The following is a 17,890-nucleotide window of genomic DNA, read 5'->3' as shown; positions in this document are numbered from 1 at the left end:
CGACCGGCGGATCCATGGCCAGCGCCGCATATGCACTTAAACAGGCTGGCGCCGCATCGGTAGTAGGCCTCTCTTTCGGGCGTCAAATCAAGGCCGAGTGGCGGGATTCCAAAGAATTTGCGACGTCTCTGACCGACAGAGAGTTGGAGATCGATAAATGCGTCGTGCACGGCGGTCGCCCGGCAGACCCCTTTGCACTCTTCTTCCAATAACTCGGCTGACGTACCGAATTCCAGCCTGGCTCAGATTACGACAGGAACCAGGCGACTCGTGAAGCCACGAGCGACAAGCCGTTTGTAGGCTCGGATCGCTTCGTCAGGTACATCTTGCGAGATCAGAAAGCCCTGGGCCGGGTAAATCATCAGCCGCTGCAACGATCCGACCAGCATGTCGACTACACGGCGAGCATCTTGAATTGCGTCGACATACGTGGCAAGTGTCATTGGGGTAGAGGCACTGACAAACTCCACCCCCGGCCACAGCTTTCGCGCGGTGGCATATGCCCGACGCTCCTCATACGGCTTGCTGACGAGCAGAACTGATGAGACGTCGATGCTGTGCTCCACGAGCAGGGCACGGGAGAGCGTGATGTTCTGGCCGGTGTTGCGGGCGTTAGGCTCGACGAGGATGACGTCGGCTGGCACACCCAACTCCAATGCGCGATCCCGGTAGTGCTCAGCCTCACCGCGCGGCATACGGTCCTGCGTGGTCCGGCTGGTGGCGCCTGTGAAGACGATCAGCGGCATCATGCCGCGCCGGTACAGGTCGACGGTGGTGTCGGCGACGCCGAGATCGTGGCTACCGAGACCGATGGCGACCGAGCAGGGGCGCGACTCGTGGTGCATCTGCTGGTAGTCCCACAAGAGCTGTGCGTCCTGCCAGTCCTGCTCCGAGATCACGCTGAATCCTCCGCGCCGTTGTCGCTGGCAGAGTCGGGAACCTTGAACTCGTACTCCCACGCGAAGCGGGAGGCCGAATGGATGCCGACGGCGAACTCGACGACCGTACCGTCCGCCGTGTACGTCGTCCGGTGCAGCTCGACGACCGGCTCGCCGGCCGGGAGCTGGAGGAGCTGCACTTCCTCGGCCGTCGGGACGCGAGCGAACAACGCCTCTTTCATGTGGTCGATCTCGTAACCGGCGTCGTAGAGCACCCGGTATCCGCCGCCACGGCCGGCCGGGCCGGGAGTGGGGTCCACGATGCGCGTCCCCTCCACATGCTCCGGCCGGTAATAACTGGTCAGAGTGTGGGTCGGCTGCGTCCCTTCCTTCACGAGACGGGCGCGGGCGTAGATGTCAGAGCCGACCGGGACGCCTAGGCCCTCCGCCACGAGGCTGCTGGCGATCTCACGGCTCACAGTCTGCGTCTGCTCGTTGCGCTTGTAGGCACGGCCCGACGCTACGCGGTCGGCGATGAACGCGACTTCGTCCCCGTCGCGCCACTTGGCCTTGTCGTACCGGGCAATGCCGAGCCGCTTCAGGGGGGTACGCGACCGCACGACGGTTCCGTGGCCGCGCGTCGACGTCACCAGCCCCTCGGCTTCAAGGGCCTTATAGGCCTGATGGACGGTGGCCTTTGAGCCCTCACCGGCCTCGACCAGCTCCCTGATCTGGGGCAACTGAGCGCCCGGCTCGTACTCACCGCTTCTGATCTGCTCCGCGAGCCTGTCCGCCAGGTCGCGCCACTTGGATGCCACGCCGAACTCCTCTCGATGAGAACCAGTGAAACACAGTCCTAGGACTGTTGACAGTCCCAGGACTACGTGCCATCTTCATCTCAGGCCGCTCGCAGTCCTAGGACAGCGAGCCGGAAGGGGCCTTGTTCGGCCTGCCTCCAGGTCACATCGGTTCGGGATAGCTCGTGCAGTTGGGGCCCCGCATCGGCCGTTGTTTGACAACTGAATGGGGATCACGCCGCCTCTCCTCGGCCAAGTAGGCGGCTACGCGGGACTTCCCGCGTGAGGTACAGCGCGAATCAACCCCGCAGCGTTGCTGCGGCCGGTTGCCTCCGCTGCTCGTCTCGTACGAGCAGCGCTGAGGGGAGCCGGATCACCGACTTCAACGGCGCGCGGCCCCGGTGCTGGAACACCGAGGCCGCTGTTCGGGCCGTTGCCACCTGCTAGGGAGAACACGACCCATGAACCACATCGTCACTGTTCAGGAAGCTGTTACCGCGTTCGAGCCGTGGATAGAGCCCACGGACGCGGAGCTGGACGCCATCGACGCGGAGATGCCCGTCATCCGCGCGGAGATGGAGCTGCTGGACGCACAGATCATCGTCATCGACCGCACGCCGTGCGAGCTGGACGAGCGGCGCATCCGCCGGGCCCGCCGGCGGGTGCTCGCCGCGCACCGCGACCACGTCAACGGCCTGCCCGGTCAGACGGGCGGCATCGCATGAACCTGCACCGCAAGGGCCGCGCCGCCCTCGTGCTTGCGCTGGTCGTCGTGGTCGCCATGGCCTTCCGGGTGTCCTGGAACGCCCTGCGCGACATCGCCGGTGCCATCGGCGCCGACGCCACGGCCGCGACGCTCTATCCGTTCGTCGTCGACGGCCTCATGGCCCTGGCCCTGATCGCCACGCTCGTGCTCGCCGGACGGGACCGGACATTCGCCCTGCGGGTGCTGGCCGCCTACACCATCGCCTCTCTCGTCCTGAACTACGTGCACGGCCTGGTCCCGGAGCTCCACGGTCAGTCGGTCGAGTTGGGCCGAGTCGCGGAGTGGGACGCGGCGAACTGGATGCTGGTGCTGCTCGCCACGTCGCTGCCGGTCGGGTCGATTTACTTCGGCTCGGACCTCGTGGCGAAGGTGCTGCACCACCGCCCCGCCCCGATCGAAGCTCCGACCAGGAATGATGAGGAATCGACTCATACCGATAGGAATCGGTCTAGTTCTGACCTCACGGTATCGACCCCGGCGCCGATCACTCCGAGCCTCAAGCCGCTGCCCCGGCCGGTGGCCGTCGGCTTCCTGAAGTCGACCACGGCGATCAAGCCGGTCCGGGCCATCGAGCAGCCGACCGTGCCGCCGATCGAGCGGCACGCGGTGGCTGCCGAGTCGACCCGACCGCGCGGGGCCACCGGCCGCGTGCCCGAGGCGGCCCGCACGCCGCGCCCGAAGCGCACCCCGGACGAGCTGCTCGACGAGGCGCGGAAGGCCACGGCCGATTGGCCGGACGCCAAGCTGAGCGCCGAGGGCATCCGCCGCGAGGTTCGTACCTCGCCGGCGAACGCTCGTGCCCTGCGCGACACCCTGCGGGCCGAGCGCGGCGTGCAGGTCGCCTGATGACCGCGCTACCCGTCTACCGGTGGCGGCTCGCCCCGGACGGCTACGCGACCTACCGCCAGCTCCGCGCCCTCGGACTCCGTCCCGGTGGTCAGGGGGTGGCGGCTCAGCTGGAGCGGCCCCGGCGCCGACGGGGCCCGCTCGTCGCCTACCTCTACCGCATCGACCGCGCCAAGCCTGTGCGGGCGATGACCCCGGCCCGTTGGGCGGCCCTGGCCAAGGCCAACGCCGCCCGCCGCATCTGCCCCGAGTGCCGCCGCGACGCGGGATACGTCATCCCGCCCTCCCTCGGCATGTGTCCTGCCTGCGCTTTCCCCGACAACGCCCCGGAGGGTGCGTCATGGAACAGCTCCCCGCACAACGCCCGCTGATGGTCGTCCAGCTCCCCGACGGCCGCCACGTCTACGCCGACCCCGCCAACCTGCCCGCGCAGCAGCCCGCCGGGCCGCAGGTGGTGCACATCCACCAGGCGCCGCCGGACCGCACGGTGCAGCGCGTCGCGCTCGGCTCCGGTGTCGGGGCCGGTGCAGTCGCGGCCGGCGTCTACTTCGGCCCGCTGCTCGTCGGCGCCCTGACCGCCATCGCCGCGAACCTCGCGATGCTCGCCTTCATCGCGCTCGTGCTCGGCTGGTCCGTCGTCACCGTCGTCCGCGCCGTCGCCGACGGCGGCAAGGGCACCGGCAGGACCGGCCGCAAGGGCCGCTGAAACACCGTGAGGCCGTAGGCGGCCCGCAGGGCGCCCGAGGGGCCTTCCGGAGGGGGTTTTACCCCCGGGAGGACGTTCGGCCGCCAGAAGCCCCGTAGCGACGCAGGGTGACGGAAGTTTCCGTCCTCGCGCGCACACGCGTAGGGGCCGCCTCGGAAACCAGGAAACCGGAAACACGCTCACTCCGCGTAACACCTGTGTGTGGTGACGGGCCGTCGCAGGGCCCGTCACCACCGACCCACTCATCCCGGAAACGAGGACACCCGTGAGTCACGGACAAGTCTGGCGCACCCATCGTCAGTACGCCGCCACCGCCGCCCGCTGGAGTGCCGAGCACTGGCGCAAGGAAGCCGAGCGCCGCCGCGCCCTGCGTGCCGAACGCAAGCCGCTGGTGCGCGATGCCCGTCGCGCGCTCGCCACCGCACGCGCCATCGACCCCGAAGGCGTCACCCCCATCCGCCACCGCGCGGAGCGCGAACTGCGCACCGCCAAGCGGCGCGTGCCCGACCCGCTGTGGCTGTTCGCCGCCAAGACCAGCGCCACGCTCGGCGCCGCCGGGTACGTGTGGCTGCCGCAGGTGCCCACCCGCGTGTGGGTGTGGTCGGCTGTCGCCCTCGTCGCCGCCGTCACCGCGCTGACCGTGTGGATCGCCGTGCGCGAGCGCGACACCACCGGACTGAAGCCCACCGCCGAGGAGTCGGCGCTGCTGAAGCGGTTGCAGCCGCAGCACTGGAAAGAGCACGCCGAACAGCGCGGGCTGGCAGGCACGCTGACCGGTCGGCCCCGGCTGACCGAAGCCGGGATCGTGTGCGCCGTCCGCCTCGACGGGACGTGGACCGCGACCAAGCTGCGCGCGGCCGAAGACCACATCCGTAACCTGCTCGGGGCCCGCACGAGCCTGCGCGTGCAGATCAAGGCGGGCAAGCAAGGCGGCTGGGCCGAACTGACCTTGCGCACCCGCAGCGCGGCCGACGGCGACGACCTCACGTGGACGCCCGAACGGCGCTCGCTCGGGGTCGACACCGTCACCGGCGAGCAGGTCACCGTGCCGCTCGGGGAGCGGCTGCTGATCGCCGGACGGTCCGGCGCAGGCAAGTCGGTGGCCTCCCGGCCACTGCTGTACGACGCGTCCGAGGGCGACACGAACGCGCTCGTCATCATCGACCTCAAGCGCGTCGAAGGCCGGTTGTGGGACCACCGCGCCCGTGTCGCCTCCACCCCGCGCGAAGTGGTCGACGTAGTCGACGAGCTGGAGACGGAGATGCTGGAGCGGCTCAGCATCCTGCCCAAGGGACAGGACACCTGGACCCCCACGGCAGACCGGCCGCGCATCACGGTCGTCGTCGACGAGGGCGCCGAGGTCATGACGGCCGCCGACAAGGTCCCGTGCGAGACGGAGACCGCAGACGGTAAAACCCGCACCGTGAACCGCTCCGCGCTGCCGGGCCTGGAGTCCATCGCCCGCATGGGCCGCGCGGCGTGCATCGACCTGTGGTGGATGACCCAGAAGCCCACCATCGGTGACGGCATCCCCAAGCAGATCGCCCCGCAGATCGGCGTCTCCATCTGCCTGGCCGTGCGCACGCCGGCCGAAGCGCGCGTGGTCCTCGGTGAGGACGCACAGGCCAAGGGCTGGAACGCCGACGAACTCCCCGTCCCGGGCGTGGCCTTGATCCGCAACGGCAAGCGCAAGCCCGACCCGGTCAAGGTCCGCTACATGGACAAGGCCGTCGTCATCGCCCTGCCCGACCGCACCCCGTGGTCCCGCTCCGTCGCCCCCACGGTGGAAGCCGCGGGCGCCCCGACCCTCACCCTCGTCAAGACCACGGCGCCGGTCGAGCCCGCCCCGGACAGCGCCCTCGCCCGCGTCCTCAAGGCCATCGAGACCGCCGACGAACCGATCCGCCAGAAGGACCTGGTCACCATCACCGGCCTGTCCAAGAGCGCCGTATCCAAGGCCGTGAAGGACCTCACGACCGACGGCATGGCCGTGCGTTCCCTGGACGGCCGATTGACCGCCACGCGCGGCGACGAGTCCGCCGCCGCCTGACCCACCACCAAAGACGACGGCGGCCCCCTTCCGCCAAGAACCGGGGGCCGCCGCCTGTCCGCAGCCATCAACAGACCTGTGGAGGTCTCCCAGCATGACCCAACCCACCGACATCCGGCGAGATGGCGAGCAGCCGTTACTGCTGGACCTGTTCTCCTGCGCCGGCGGCGCCGCCATGGGCTACGCCCGCGCCGGATTCACCGTCCACGGCTGCGACATCGCCCACCGGCCCAACTACCCCTTCCCATACCACCGGGGCGACGCGCTCAGATACCTCGCCCACCTCATCGCCACCGGCGAGATCCGCCGATACGCGTTCGTCCACGCCTCCCCGCCCTGCCAGGCCAAGAACACCCTGACCGTGGGCACCAATCGCTCTCGCGGCTGGGGCGGCACCCACGTGGACCTCGTGGCCCCCACCCGAAACCTGCTCGACAGGACCGGCCTGCCGTACGTCATCGAACAGCCCAACGGACAGGCGGAGATCCGCAAGGACCTGACCCTGTGTGGCGAGATGTACGGGCTCAGAGTCATCCGCCACCGCAACTTCGAGGTGAGCGGCTGGACCGCCGCGCAACCGGTCCACGTGCCGCACCGGGGCCGCGTGCGCGGCTACCGGCACGGCCGCTTCTACGACGGCCCGTATGTGGCCGCGTACGGCAACGGCGGAGGCAAGCCCACCATCTCGGAGCTGCAAGCCGCGCTCGGCATCACGTGGACCGACGTGCGCGAGGAACTGACCGAGGCCATCCCGCCCGCCTACAGCGAGCACATCGGCCGCGCGTACCTCGCTTCCCGCGCGCTTGGGGTGGCGGCATGAGCGAACACCTGCGCACCGCCCTCGGCCTGGCCGCCTCCGGCGTGCCCGCGCTGCCGTTACGAGCTGGGAAGGTGCCGTTCGGCAACTGCCGTCGCTGCGCCGACAACGCGTGCGGCGGCCGGCCGAACATGAAGACCCCGGGTCCCTGCGCCTGCCCGGCGCCCTGCCACGGTTGGGCCGCCGCGACCACCGACCCGGACGTCATCAACTCCGGCATCTGGCGCCGGGCATGGCTGCGCGCGAGTGCGGTCGCCTATCACCCGGGCGGGGCGGGACTGACTGTCGTCGACCTGGACAACCCTGACGCGATCACGTGGGCCCACGAGAACCTGCCCGCTACCCAGACTGTGCCCACCACCCGGGGCGAGCACTGGCTCTACCTCGGTCGGATGCAGTCCGCGAACGCGGTCCGCCCCGGCGTGGACATCAAGTCCACGATGGCCTACGCCCGCTGGCGCGGATTCGGTACCGGCACCATGGCCTACCTGCCGAACAATGTGCGCGCGCTTGCCATGAAGGAGCCCGCCACAGCCCGGCCAGCGCCGCAGGTCGTCACCGTGCCTGCCCCGGCCGGGGGCGGGCAGTGCCGTCACCGCACTCCGGCCTACCTGGACCGTGGCATCTCCATGGCAGAGCAGCGCATCACCGGCGCTACTGGAGGAGTCCACGCCACCGTGTACCGGACGTTCCTCGCCGTGCTCTCCGCGCACGGCCGGTGCGGCTGCCTCACCGACGCCCACATCAGCCGCTTGTTCACCGCCGCGCAGGCCAAGGGCGAATCAGCCCGGCACTGCACCGACGCGTGGACCAACGCCCGCACCAGGTTGGGACTGTGACCATGTCCGACGACGAGAAGAACCCCGCCCGCAAGGTCATCACCGACTACGCGCAGGAGCACTTCCGGTACTTCCGTACCGCTGACGGCACCGTGTACGCGCAGCGGAATGGCCACCCCGTGGCCCGTCCGATCCGCTCTCAGGGCACGACGGGCAGTCATAGGCAGGAACTCATGGTCGGGCTGTTCAAGGACGGGATCGGCGTGTTCAACGGGACCGCTCTCAAGGAGGCGTTGGACCTGATCGAGGCGCTCGCGCTGTACGAGGACGTGCAACCGGTGAACATCCGCGTCGCCCCCGGATTTGATGGGGTGACGTGGTTGGACCTGGGCCGCGATGACGGGAAGTCCGTCCGGATCCACCCCACCGGCTGGGACATCGCTGTCCCGGACCCGCGCGAGGTGTGCTGGCGGCGGACACAGCTCACCGGGGAACTGCCCCTGCCCGTCAAGGACACGGACGGCAAGGGCATCGACCTGTTGATGCGGCTGTGCAACTTCGCCAACGCGGAGACCGAGTGCCTGGCCATCGCGTGGCTGATCGGCTGCCTCGGGCCGTCCGTACCGGTCCCCGCGCCGTTCCTCACCGGGCCCCAGGGTGCCGGCAAGTCCACCGGCGGCCGGATGCTCGTGCGGATCATCGAGGGCATGAGCGGTGACCTACGCCGGGCCCCGAAGGACGAGGAGAACCTGATTGCGGCGGTGGCGGCCGGGTGGGTCACCGCTCTGGACAACCTCTCCCACATGACCCCGGACCTGTCCGACGCCATGTGCTGCATCGTGACCGGAGCCGAGAGCGTCAAGCGGGCCCTGTTCACCGACGGGGACGTCTTCCGCGTCGGCTACCGCCGGCCCCTGCTCCTGACCGGCATCGACGTGGGCGTCATCCGGCCCGACCTCGCCGAACGGCTCCTGCCCCTGCGCCTGGAGCGGCCACGCGTCCGGCGCACCGAAGCGGAACTGTGGGCGGAGTACGCGGAAGTCCTGCCCGTCGTCCTCGGCTCGCTCCTGGACCTCACCGTCAAGGTCCGCGCGGTCGATGCGGAGACTCCCACCGACCTGCGGATGGCGGACTTCGCGCACCTGTGCGCGCAGCTCGACGCGGCAACCGGGCTCGGCGCCCTCACGGCTTACCGGGCCAGTCTGGACGACCTGAACGACGACGTGATCGAAGGTGACCTCCTCGCTCAGACCGTCCTCAGGCATGCCGACTCCATCGAGCCGGGCGGGGCGCAGCGGATGACGTCCACGGAGTGGCTGCACTGCCTCAGCCTCCTCTACAGCGGCGACGATTGCCGTGCCCTGCCCAAGGGGTGGCCGACCACGGGCAAAGTGCTCTCCGACCGGCTCAAGCGCCTTCAGCCCACTCTGGGCGCCCGGGGTGTCCTCATCGACACGGGTCGCACCAGCGAGGGCCGCTACCTCGAAATGACCCGCCTGGCCACCCCGCCCCCACACGAGCAACAGCGGATGCACTGACCCGCACCGCCTGGACAAGCAAGAGGAGCACCAGCGGCGTGGCGTGCTCCTCTTGCTGTTCGGCGCAGCGCGCCGCCTGATGGTCGCGCCGCGCAGCGGCTCCTTCTTCACGCTCTGAGGCGCACCGCACCACAACAGACACCCCCTCTTTTGTCCTAAGAGGGAAGACGCTGCGTCATCTGCGTCATGTGGACCGGAAAACGGCACCTGACCTGTGGCTACAGCCATGACGCAGACGGCGGGCTCTGCGTCATCCTGCGTCATCTGCGTCATGCGATGACGCAGCCCACAACGCACCGATGACGCACCCCCACACGACTGCGTCACACAAAGCCGCAGGTCAGAAGCCTGAATGACGCTGATGACGCAATGACGCAGAAATCCGAACCTCGGACACACACGGCCCACCGCGCTGCCCAGGAGGCACCCCGGATGAGTACCGCGATCGCTGCCCCCGTCGACCGACTCCTGTACAAGCCCGAGGAAGCCGCCGAAGCGCTCGCCGTCGGTCGATCCACCGTCTACGAGCTGATGGCCGAAGGCGCCCTGAAGTACATCAAGTTGGGCCGCACGCGGCGGATTCGGCGTGCTGACCTCGAAGCCTTCGTAGCCGCCCTCGCTCTCCTGCCCAACTGATCTGAGCACACCCTGAGGCACCCCGAGCACTCCGCTCGGGGTGCCTCCCGCATGGAGGAACACGCATGAGTCCCCGGAAGTCGAACCTGGAATCGACCGTCTACTTCGGCGATGACGGCTGGTGGCACGGCCGCGTGACCATGGGCGTGCTGCCCGATGGCAGCCCCGACCGCCGCCACCGTATGGCTCGCACCGAACCCGCCGTACGCCGCAAGGTCCGCGAGCTGGAGAACCTGCGAGAGAAGGGAGGCGCCCCGAAGGCCGGCCGCAAGCCGACCGTCGAACAGTGGATGACGACGTACCTGACCGACATCGCGAGCCTGAAGCTCAAGCCCCGCTCCCTGGACGACTACTGGTCCAAGACCCGCAACGACATCGTCCCGGGCGTCGGTAAGCACCGCCTCGACAAGCTCGCCCCCGAGCACCTCGAGCAGATGTACCGTGCCATGCTCGACGCCGGTCACGCCCCCTCCCACATCGTCAAGGTGCACCGCATCCTGTCGCGGGCCCTGAAGATTGCCCACCGCCGCCGGATGATCGGCGAGAACGTCGCCACCCTGGTCGACCCGCCTTCGATCGACGAGACCGAGGCGAACCCGTTCACTCAGGAAGAGGCCAAGGCGTTCCTGGAAGCCGCGGCCAAGCGGCCCACGTTCATGCGGTGGATCGTCGGCGTCGGCATGGGGTTCCGGCAGGGAGAGACCCTGGGACTGCGGTGGCCATACGTCGACCTCACGGCCGAACTGTTCCACCCCAAGTGGCAGCTACAGCGACTCACGTGGCGGCACGGTTGCGGTAACGCGCACGCCTGCGGGGCGCGTCTGCACCGCTTCGAGCCCTGCCCGCCCGACTGCGCCACGCACAAGAACTACAAGCGCGGGTGCCCGAAGCCGTGCACGGCAACGTGCGTCAAGCACGCGAGCATCTGCCCCGACCGCAAAGGCGGCGGGTTGGCCTTCACACGCCCCAAGACCAAGAAGAGCACGAACCCCGTACCGATCCCGCCCGCCTTCGTCCCCTACCTGATCGCGCACAAGGCACAGCAGGACGAACTACGCGAGGCGGCCGGCGAACTCTGGCAAGAGCACCATGCCGTGTTCACCCGACCCGACGGCCGCCCCATCGACCCCCGCGCCGACTGGGAAGAGTTCAAGGAACTGCTTCAAGAGGCGGGCATCGGAGACCGGCGCCTCTACGACGGGAGCCGCCACACGGCCGGCACGATCCTCAATGAACTCGGGGTCGACATGCCCACGATCATGGAGATCCTGCGCCACACCCAGATCAGTCAGACCCGCCGCTACGTCAAAGGTCGCTCGCACCTCTCGAAGGACGCCATGCGACGCATGGGAGACACGTTCCTGCCCGCCCCGGAGCCTGCCCCTGCGCCCGCAACTGAGACTAAAACTGAGACTGGGAACCGCCGCGCGGCCCGCTTCCGCGCCCGCCGCCGCATCCGGTAAAAGCAAAAGCCCCAGGTCACGGCGAGTGAGTCCTGAGGCTTCGGCAGAGCCGCCTTCGGGATTCGAACCCGAGACCTACGCATTACGAGTGCGTTGCTCTGGCCATCTGAGCTAAGGCGGCGCGCTGTCCGCACCATGGTGCGGTCAGCAACGTCGGTAAGTCTACACAGTTTCCCGGGGTGCTCCGCACCAGCTCCGGGGGTACGGAGGGCCGGGCCGGTCGAGGGACTATCAGCAGCGCTTTCCCCTCGCCGGAGGCGTCCCGTGGAGCAGGTAGGCGTTGATCGCGGAGTCGATGCAGGCGCTGCCGCGACCGTAGGCGGTGTGGCCGTCGCCCTGGTAGGTGAGGAGGCGGGCGGAGGTGAGCTGGCGGGAGAGGGACACGGCCCAGGGGTACGGGGTCGCCGGGTCTCGGGTGGTGCCGACGACGACGATCGGCGCGGCGCCCTTCGCCTCGATGCGTTGCGGCTCGCCGGTGGGCCCCACCGGCCAGTACGTGCAGTTCAGGGAGGCCCAGGCGAGGCCCTCACCGAAGACCGGGGACGCCTTCTCGAAGGACGGCAGCGCCTTCTCCACCTGCTCCGCGGTGGTGAACGCGGCGGGGAGGTCCAGGCAGTTCACCGCGGCGTTGGCGGCCATCAGGTTGGCGTACCGGCCGTCGGCGTCGCGCTCGTAGTAGGCGTCGGAGAGGGTGAGCAGCCCCGCGCCGTCGTCCTCCTTCATGGCCGAGGCCAGCGACTCGCGCAACTGCGCCCACGTGCTCTCGTCGTACATCGCGGCGATCACGCCGGTGGTGGCGAGTGCCTCACCGAGCTTGCGGCCGTCCGGGTCGCCCGCGGGGAGGGGGTGCGCGTCGAGCTTGCGGAAGAAGGCCTTCAGGTTCTCGCCCACCCTGGCGGGAGCGGCGCCCTTCGCGGCAAGCGGGCAGTCGGGCTGTCGCACGCAGTCCTTCGCGAACGACCGGAACGCCGTCTCGAACCCCGCTGTCTGGTCCAGGTTCAGCCGCCGGGCGGGCAGCGCCGGATCCATCGCGCCGTCGAGGACGAGTCTGCCCACCCGGTTCGGGAACAGGCCTGCGTACGTCGCGCCGAGGAACGTTCCGTAGGAGGCCCCCACGTACGTCAGTTTCCTGTCGCCGAGGATCGCGCGCAGGATGTCCATGTCCCGGGCCGCCCCGGCGGTGGAGACGTGACGCAGCAGCCGGGCCGAGCGCGCGCCGCACGCCTCCGCGAACTTCTTGTACGCGCGGACGAGTTCGCGTGTCTCCCGCGGATCGTCGGGGGTGGTGTCCGTCTGCGTGTAGGTGTCCATCTCGGGCCCCTCGAGGCATTCCACGGGCTCGCTGCGGGCCACGCCTCTGGGGTCCACCGCGACCATGTCGTAGCGGGCGCGAACCTCGGCGGGATAGCCGATGCCGGCGTACTGCTGGAGGTAGCCGACCGCCGAGCCGCCCGGTCCGCCCGGGTTCACCAGCAGCGAGCCGAGCCGCTTGCCCGGGCCCGTCGCCTTCTTGCGGGCGACCGCGAGCCTGACATCACCCGCACCCGGCTCCGCGTAGTCGAGCGGCGCCGTCATGGTGGCGCACTCGAAGCCGGGGACACCGCAGCCGCGCCAGGACGGCTTCTGCGCGTAGTACGGCATGAGTGCCGACGGCGTGGCCCGCGGGAGCGCGGCGAGCGCCGCCCTCGCCGTCGACCCGGCGGTACTCGTCGGCTTTTCGGCGGAGCAGCCGGACACGAGGAGCGCGGCGAGCGACACAAGGGTGACGCCGGTGCGGGACCTGCGGAGGGAACGCCTGATGTCCATCCAACGAGCGTAACTGTGAGCGACCGAGCGCATGCGCTGCGTGCACCAAGTGCTCACGGACGAGTGATGCCGTCAATCAAGCAACGCCGTCAGACAACCAACGTCGTCAGACAACCAACGTCGTCAGACAATCCATGTCGTCAGGGCTCACGGGTTCGGCGTTCTCGTCAGCCCGCTCTCAGGGCGAGCGTCATCGCCTCCACCGCGAGCAGCGGGGCCACGTTGCGGTCGAGGGCGTCTCGGCAGGCGGCGATGGCGTCGATGCGGCGAAGCGTCGACTCCGGTCTGCCGGCCCGGGCAAGCCGCTCCAGCGCGTCTTCGGCGTCCGCGTTGGCGATCGCGATGCGGGAGCCGAGCTGCAGCGCCAGAACATCCCGGTAGAAAGCGGTGAGGTCGGTCAGCGCGAGGTCGAGGCTGTCGCGCTGCGTGCGCGTCCTGCGCCGCTTCTGCTTGTCCTCCAGGTCCTTCATGACGCCCGCCGTACCGCGCGGCATCCGGCCACCCTGGACCGCGCCCAGGGCCGCCTTCAGCTCCTCGGTCTCCTTGCCGTCCCGCTCCTCCGCCAGCTGTTTGGCGTCCTCGGCGGCCGCGTCGACGAGCTCCTGGGCCGCTCTGAGGCAGCCGCCGACGTCGTCGACGCGCAGGGGCACCTTCAGCACGGTCGCCCGGCGCTCGCGCGCGGCGGGGTCGGTGGCGAGCCGCCGGGCCCGGTCGACATGCCCCTGGGTGGCCCGGGCGGCGGCCGCGGCGACGGCCGGCTCGATGCCCTCACGCCGTACGAGCATGTCGGCGACGGCGTCGACGGAGGGCGTGCGCAGGTTCAGGTGCCGGCAGCGGGAGCGGATGGTGGGCAGCACGTCCTCCAGGGAGGGCGCGCAGAGCATCCAGACCGTGCGGGGGGCGGGCTCCTCGACCGCCTTCAGCACGGCGTTGGCCGACTTCTCGTTCAGCCGCTCCGCGTCCTCGACGAGGATGACCTGCCAGCGGCCCGTGGCGGGTGAGGTGTAGGACTTGCGGACCGTGTCGCGCATGTCCTCGGCGAGGATCTGCGACCCGACCGCGGCGACGGTCGTGACGTCGGCGTGCGTGCCGATGAGCGCCGTATGGCAGCCGTCGCAGAACCCGCAGCCCGGCATGCCGCCCAGCGCCCGATCGGGGCTCACGCACTGCAGGGCGGCGGCGAAGGCCCGCGCCGTCCGGCTGCGGCCGGCACCCGGCGGGCCGGTGAACAGCCAGGCGTGCGTCATCTTCGACGCCTCCGGCGGGGCGGTGCCGGAGGCGGCCGCGGTGACGAACGCGTCGGCGTCCCGAGCGGCCGCGATCAGCTGCTCGCTCACCTTCTCCTGCCCGACGAGGTCGTCCCACACGGTCATGCGTCACGCCGCCCTTTCGTCACGTTTCGCGCTGCGGGTTCCATTGTGCGGGCCACCACTGACAACCGGGCCGGAGGGCGAGGCGGACGGGGCAGGCGACGCGGGCGGGCCGTCGGCGGGTCCCGTTGAACGGGCCCGCCGCACCCACGACACCACGACAGGCTCGCTCAGCGGCGACGGCCCCGCCCACGGCCGTCCTCGCGTCCCTCGTCGCCGTCGTCCTCGTCGCGGTGCGGTCCCAGCAGTTCGTCCGCGAGTGTGGGCAGATCGTCCAGCGGGGTCTCCTCGGCCCAGTCCGGACGGGGGCGCTGCCGGGGCGCGCCCTCCTCGTCGAGCTGAGGCAGTTCGCGCGTGCGGTCGTCGGTACCGTCCGGACGCGCCCCGCCCCGCTCGGCCCGTCCGCCCCGCTCGTCGCGGAAGAAGCCCGGCGGCACCCGGTCCGAGGGGCTCTCGTCCCTCACCGGAGGCAGTACGGCAGTCTCGTCATCGGGGCCCTGGTCACGCACCGGGGGCAGGACCGCCGTCTCGTCCGCGGCGCCTGCCGGGATCGACGGCTGCGGCAGCTCGGTCGTCACCTCGGCGTCGGCCGCCCACCCTGCGGGCTCCGCCGACGGCCGGGAGGGCTGCTCGGGTTCCTTGTCCATCCGGATCGGCGGCAGCACCGCCGTCTCGTCCACCGGCCCGCCCGACGCGTTGGTCGGAGTCACCACCGGCGTCGGCACGGTCACCGCCTCCGGCGGGACCGCCGGAGCCGCAGCCGCAGCCGCGGCCGGTGCCGGGCGGGGCGGCTTCGGGCCGACCGACGCGGCTGCGGCGGCCTGCTCGGCCGCACGCCGGGCCTGCTCGGCCCGCAGCAGCGCCTCCTCGGCCTTGCGCTGCTTCTCCAGCCGGCGGGTCTCGGCCTCGGCGCGCGCCCTGGCCTCTTCCTCGGCCTGCTTGCGACGCCGCTCCTCGTCCGCCTTGCGGCGGGCCTCCTCCTCGGCGCGGGCCTTCTCCTCCGCGAGGAGCCGGACCCGCTCCTCCTCAGCCCGCCTCCGCGCCTCCTCGGCGCGCAGCCGGGCCTCCTCGGCCTGCCGTTCGGCCTCGCGGCGCTGCGCCTCCTCCAGCTCGCGCCGCTTGCGCTCCTCCTCCTCGGCGCGCAGCTTGGCGAGCTGCTCCTGGCGCTCGCGCTCGAGACGCTCCTCCTCGGCCTTGCGCGCGGCCTCCTCCTCGGCCTTCCTGCGCGCCTCCTCCTCGGCCTTCCTGCGCGCCTCCTCCTGGGCCTTGATCTCGGCCTCGGACAGGGGCAGCAACAGGTCGAGCCGGTGCCGGACGACGGCGGTGACGGCCTCGGGCTCCTGGGCCGCGTCGACCACCAGGTATCGCCCCGGGTCAGCGGCGGCCAGGGTGAGGAAACCGGAGCGCACGCGCGCGTGGAACTCCGCCGGTTCCGACTCCAGCCGGTCCGGCGCCTCCGTGAAACGCTCCCGGGCCGCCTCCGGCGACACGTCCAGAAGGACCGTCAGATGCGGGACCAGGCCGTTCGTCGCCCAGCGCGAGATCCGCGCGATCTCGGTCGGGGACAGGTCACGGCCGGCGCCCTGGTAGGCCACGGACGAGTCGACGTACCGGTCGGTGATGACCACCGCGCCGCGTTCCAGCGCGGGCCGTACGACGGTGTCGACGTGCTCCGCGCGGTCCGCCGCGTACAGCAGCGCCTCCGCGCGATGGGACAGCCCGGCACTCGAGACGTCGAGCAGGATCGAACGCAGCCGCTTGCCCACGGGCGTGGCGCCGGGCTCGCGGGTGAGGACGACCTCGTGGCCCTTGGCCCTGATCCACTCGGCGAGCGCCTCGGCCTGGGTGGACTTGCCGGCGCCGTCGCCGCCCTCCAGGGCGATGAAGAAGCCGTTCGCGGCCGGCATCGTCTCCGGGTCGTCGCCGCCCCGCAGCGCGTCCCGCAGGTCCTTTCGCAGAGGGACGCCGGAGCGGTCGTCGACCTTGGCGAGGACCACGGCGGCCACCGGCAGCAGCAGCGCGCCGACCAGCATGAGCACGAACGCCGCTCCGCCGTGCGCGAAGACGAACCTGCCGTTCTCCAGCCGGTGCGGGCCGATGAGCGCCGCGACGACCGGGGCGAGCAGCGCACCCAGCGCCACCAGGACCCGGACCACGGCGTGCAGGTGCTCGTTCGTCCGCGCGCGGCGGTGGTCCTCGGTCTCCTGGTCGAGCAGCGCGTGCCCGGTGTTGGCGGCGACGCCCGCGCCGACGCCGGCCAGGGTCACGATCAGCAGCACGCTGGTGACGTCCGGGACCAGGCCGGCGGCCAGCAGTGCCACGCCGGTGAAGGCGAGGGCAAGAGCGAGCAGCCTGCGCCGCGAAAGTGACACCAGCACCTTCGGAGCGGTGCGGACGCCGATGACGACGCCGCCGGTCAGCCCGAGGACGAGCAGTCCGTACAGGACCGGGCCGCCGCCCAGGTCCGTGGCGTGCAGCACGGCGACGGCCACGGCGGCGGCGATCGCTCCGGCGACCGCGGCGCAGGCGAGGACCAGCAGCGGGACGGCGCCCGTGCGTCCGCTGTCGACGCCGGTGGCGGTGCGGGGGCGGCGCAGGCCCTCGAGCGGTGACCGCGCGCGGGGGGTACGCACCGCGGGTAGTTCGAGGAACGTCACGATGGACAGCGACCCGGCGAAGAGCCCTCCGGCGACGTACGAGGCGAGAGCCGCCTGATGCTGGTCGAACCAGGCGATGCCGATGCCCAGCAGATTGTTGAACAACGCCGCGGCGACCAGGGTGACCGCACCCACCGGGATCGTCACGAATCCGGTGCGCAGCGACAGGCGGCGCAGGGCGTCCATGTGGTCCGGCAGCGGGCGTACCGTCGCGCCCTCCAGAGGCGGCGCGGGCAGCAGGGCGGGGGCGGCGCTCTCCCGGGCGACCGTCCAGAACCGTTCGGCGACGCCCGTCACGAACACGGTGACGAGCAGCAGGGGCAGCGCGTCGTCGGGAGTCCAGTCGATCCACAAGGGCGCGACGATCAGGAGCGCGGCGCGCAGACCGTCGGCGGCGACCATGGTCCAGCGGCGGTCGAGCGGGCCGTCGGGCGATGTCAGTGACGTCAACGGACCGAGGAGGACCGCCCCGAACAGCAGGGTGGCCAGAATGCGCACCCCGAAGACGGTCGCCACCGCGAACGCCACGCCCCGGTAGCCGCCCCCGAAGGAGGCCTCGGCGATGGCCGTCTGGAGGACGAGGAGGACGAAGACCAGAAGGGCGAGGGCGTCTCCCACACCGCTCACCAGCTGCGCGCTCCAGAGCCGCTTGAGCTGTGGCTCGCGCAACAGCGCGCGCACGGCACGCTCGCGGGAGTCCGCCACCAGGGCGTCGTCCGGGGCCGGGTGGTGGGCCGTTGGCTGCTCGGCTCGCGTCATGCTTTCAGCCTATCGGCCGCGA

The 17,890-nt window shown here is 70.8% G+C and carries 15 protein-coding genes and 1 tRNA gene; 10 read left to right on the top strand and 6 right to left on the bottom strand.

Translation table 11 applies throughout. The annotated features are described in order from the left end of the window. Positions 1–242 precede the first annotated feature (242 nt). Both QA802_RS23285 and QA802_RS23280 read right to left on the bottom strand, forming a co-directional pair. Entirely contained in the window at positions 243–899 is a 657-nt protein-coding gene (locus QA802_RS23285; protein ID WP_334526004.1) for a YdcF family protein, read from the bottom strand. Further along, complete coding sequence (locus QA802_RS23280; protein WP_334526001.1) at positions 896–1,696, bottom strand: GntR family transcriptional regulator; 801 nt, start codon at positions 1,694–1,696, stop codon at positions 896–898. The genes QA802_RS23285 and QA802_RS23280 overlap by 4 nt, the downstream gene beginning before the upstream one ends. 440 nt (positions 1,697–2,136) lie before the next feature. On the opposite strand from QA802_RS23280, the gene QA802_RS23275 reads away from it, so the two are divergent. The 10 genes from QA802_RS23275 (at position 2,137) to QA802_RS23230 (ending at position 11,276) form a co-directional block, all read left to right on the top strand. Further along, positions 2,137–2,400: a DUF6284 family protein gene (locus QA802_RS23275; RefSeq protein WP_334525998.1), complete on the top strand. Its 264-nt coding sequence runs from the start codon at positions 2,137–2,139 to the stop codon at positions 2,398–2,400. Continuing rightward, on the top strand, positions 2,397–3,287 hold the full coding sequence (locus QA802_RS23270; RefSeq protein ID WP_334525996.1) for a DUF2637 domain-containing protein: 891 nt from the start codon (positions 2,397–2,399) through the stop codon (positions 3,285–3,287). Before QA802_RS23275 ends, QA802_RS23270 begins: the two co-directional genes overlap by 4 nt. Continuing rightward, positions 3,287–3,658, top strand: a complete 372-nt coding sequence (locus QA802_RS23265; protein WP_334525994.1) for an RRQRL motif-containing zinc-binding protein — start codon at positions 3,287–3,289, stop codon at positions 3,656–3,658. The genes QA802_RS23270 and QA802_RS23265 overlap by 1 nt, the downstream gene beginning before the upstream one ends. Then, positions 3,628–3,993, top strand: coding sequence for a DUF6251 family protein (locus tag QA802_RS23260; RefSeq protein ID WP_334525991.1), 366 nt, complete (start codon positions 3,628–3,630; stop codon positions 3,991–3,993). Before QA802_RS23265 ends, QA802_RS23260 begins: the two co-directional genes overlap by 31 nt. Before the next feature lie 265 nt (positions 3,994–4,258). Then, complete coding sequence (locus tag QA802_RS23255) at positions 4,259–6,043, top strand: MarR family transcriptional regulator (RefSeq protein ID WP_334525988.1); 1,785 nt, start codon at positions 4,259–4,261, stop codon at positions 6,041–6,043. Positions 6,044–6,137: 94 nt separating this feature from the next. After that, positions 6,138–6,863 carry a DNA cytosine methyltransferase gene (locus QA802_RS23250; protein WP_334525984.1) on the top strand — a complete coding sequence of 242 codons (726 nt, stop codon included), beginning with the start codon at positions 6,138–6,140 and terminating at the stop codon, positions 6,861–6,863. Then, a complete protein-coding gene (locus QA802_RS23245; RefSeq protein ID WP_334525981.1) occupies positions 6,860–7,699 on the top strand; it encodes a bifunctional DNA primase/polymerase in 840 nt (279 codons plus the stop codon). Before QA802_RS23250 ends, QA802_RS23245 begins: the two co-directional genes overlap by 4 nt. A gap of 2 nt (positions 7,700–7,701) precedes the next feature. Continuing rightward, positions 7,702–9,177: an AICE element replication initiation protein gene (locus QA802_RS23240; RefSeq protein ID WP_334525978.1), complete on the top strand. Its 1,476-nt coding sequence runs from the start codon at positions 7,702–7,704 to the stop codon at positions 9,175–9,177. Between the two features lie 432 nt (positions 9,178–9,609). Beyond that, a complete protein-coding gene (locus QA802_RS23235; protein WP_334525975.1) occupies positions 9,610–9,813 on the top strand; it encodes a helix-turn-helix domain-containing protein in 204 nt (67 codons plus the stop codon). A 65-nt stretch (positions 9,814–9,878) separates the two neighbouring features. After that, complete coding sequence (locus QA802_RS23230; protein WP_334525972.1) at positions 9,879–11,276, top strand: tyrosine-type recombinase/integrase; 1,398 nt, start codon at positions 9,879–9,881, stop codon at positions 11,274–11,276. A 47-nt stretch (positions 11,277–11,323) separates the two neighbouring features. Here the strand turns inward: QA802_RS23230 and QA802_RS23225 are convergent. The 4 genes from QA802_RS23225 to tmk form a co-directional block, all read right to left on the bottom strand. Next, positions 11,324–11,397 (bottom strand) — tRNA-Thr (locus QA802_RS23225). Between the two features lie 110 nt (positions 11,398–11,507). Further along, positions 11,508–13,082: an alpha/beta hydrolase gene (locus tag QA802_RS23220; RefSeq protein ID WP_334525970.1), complete on the bottom strand. Its 1,575-nt coding sequence runs from the start codon at positions 13,080–13,082 to the stop codon at positions 11,508–11,510. Positions 13,083–13,249: 167 nt separating this feature from the next. Beyond that, positions 13,250–14,455, bottom strand: coding sequence for a DNA polymerase III subunit delta' (locus QA802_RS23215; protein WP_319171806.1), 1,206 nt, complete (start codon positions 14,453–14,455; stop codon positions 13,250–13,252). Between the two features lie 167 nt (positions 14,456–14,622). Further along, a complete protein-coding gene (tmk, locus tag QA802_RS23210) occupies positions 14,623–17,868 on the bottom strand; it encodes a dTMP kinase (protein WP_319171807.1) in 3,246 nt (1,081 codons plus the stop codon). Positions 17,869–17,890: the final 22 nt, after the last annotated feature.

Origin of the sequence: Streptomyces sp. B21-105 (genome assembly GCF_036898465.1) — a bacterium.
In the GTDB taxonomy this organism is placed as follows: Bacteria; Actinomycetota; Actinomycetes; order Streptomycetales; family Streptomycetaceae; genus Streptomyces.
Note: the sequence above shows the minus strand (reverse complement) of the source record. Positions and strands in the feature narration are given on the sequence as shown.

Coding starts and splice junctions, on each gene's coding strand:
- QA802_RS23275 (WP_334525998.1), top strand. CDS start 2,137: ATGAACCACATCGTCACTGTTCAGGAAGCTGTTACCGCGTTCGAGCCG.
- QA802_RS23250 (WP_334525984.1), top strand. CDS start 6,138: ATGACCCAACCCACCGACATCCGGCGAGATGGCGAGCAGCCGTTACTG.
- QA802_RS23270 (WP_334525996.1), top strand. CDS start 2,397: ATGAACCTGCACCGCAAGGGCCGCGCCGCCCTCGTGCTTGCGCTGGTC.
- QA802_RS23220 (WP_334525970.1), bottom strand. CDS start 13,082: ATGGACATCAGGCGTTCCCTCCGCAGGTCCCGCACCGGCGTCACCCTT.
- QA802_RS23245 (WP_334525981.1), top strand. CDS start 6,860: ATGAGCGAACACCTGCGCACCGCCCTCGGCCTGGCCGCCTCCGGCGTG.
- QA802_RS23240 (WP_334525978.1), top strand. CDS start 7,702: ATGTCCGACGACGAGAAGAACCCCGCCCGCAAGGTCATCACCGACTAC.
- QA802_RS23230 (WP_334525972.1), top strand. CDS start 9,879: ATGAGTCCCCGGAAGTCGAACCTGGAATCGACCGTCTACTTCGGCGAT.
- QA802_RS23215 (WP_319171806.1), bottom strand. CDS start 14,455: ATGACCGTGTGGGACGACCTCGTCGGGCAGGAGAAGGTGAGCGAGCAG.
- tmk (WP_319171807.1), bottom strand. CDS start 17,868: ATGACGCGAGCCGAGCAGCCAACGGCCCACCACCCGGCCCCGGACGAC.
- QA802_RS23260 (WP_334525991.1), top strand. CDS start 3,628: ATGGAACAGCTCCCCGCACAACGCCCGCTGATGGTCGTCCAGCTCCCC.
- QA802_RS23235 (WP_334525975.1), top strand. CDS start 9,610: ATGAGTACCGCGATCGCTGCCCCCGTCGACCGACTCCTGTACAAGCCC.
- QA802_RS23265 (WP_334525994.1), top strand. CDS start 3,287: ATGACCGCGCTACCCGTCTACCGGTGGCGGCTCGCCCCGGACGGCTAC.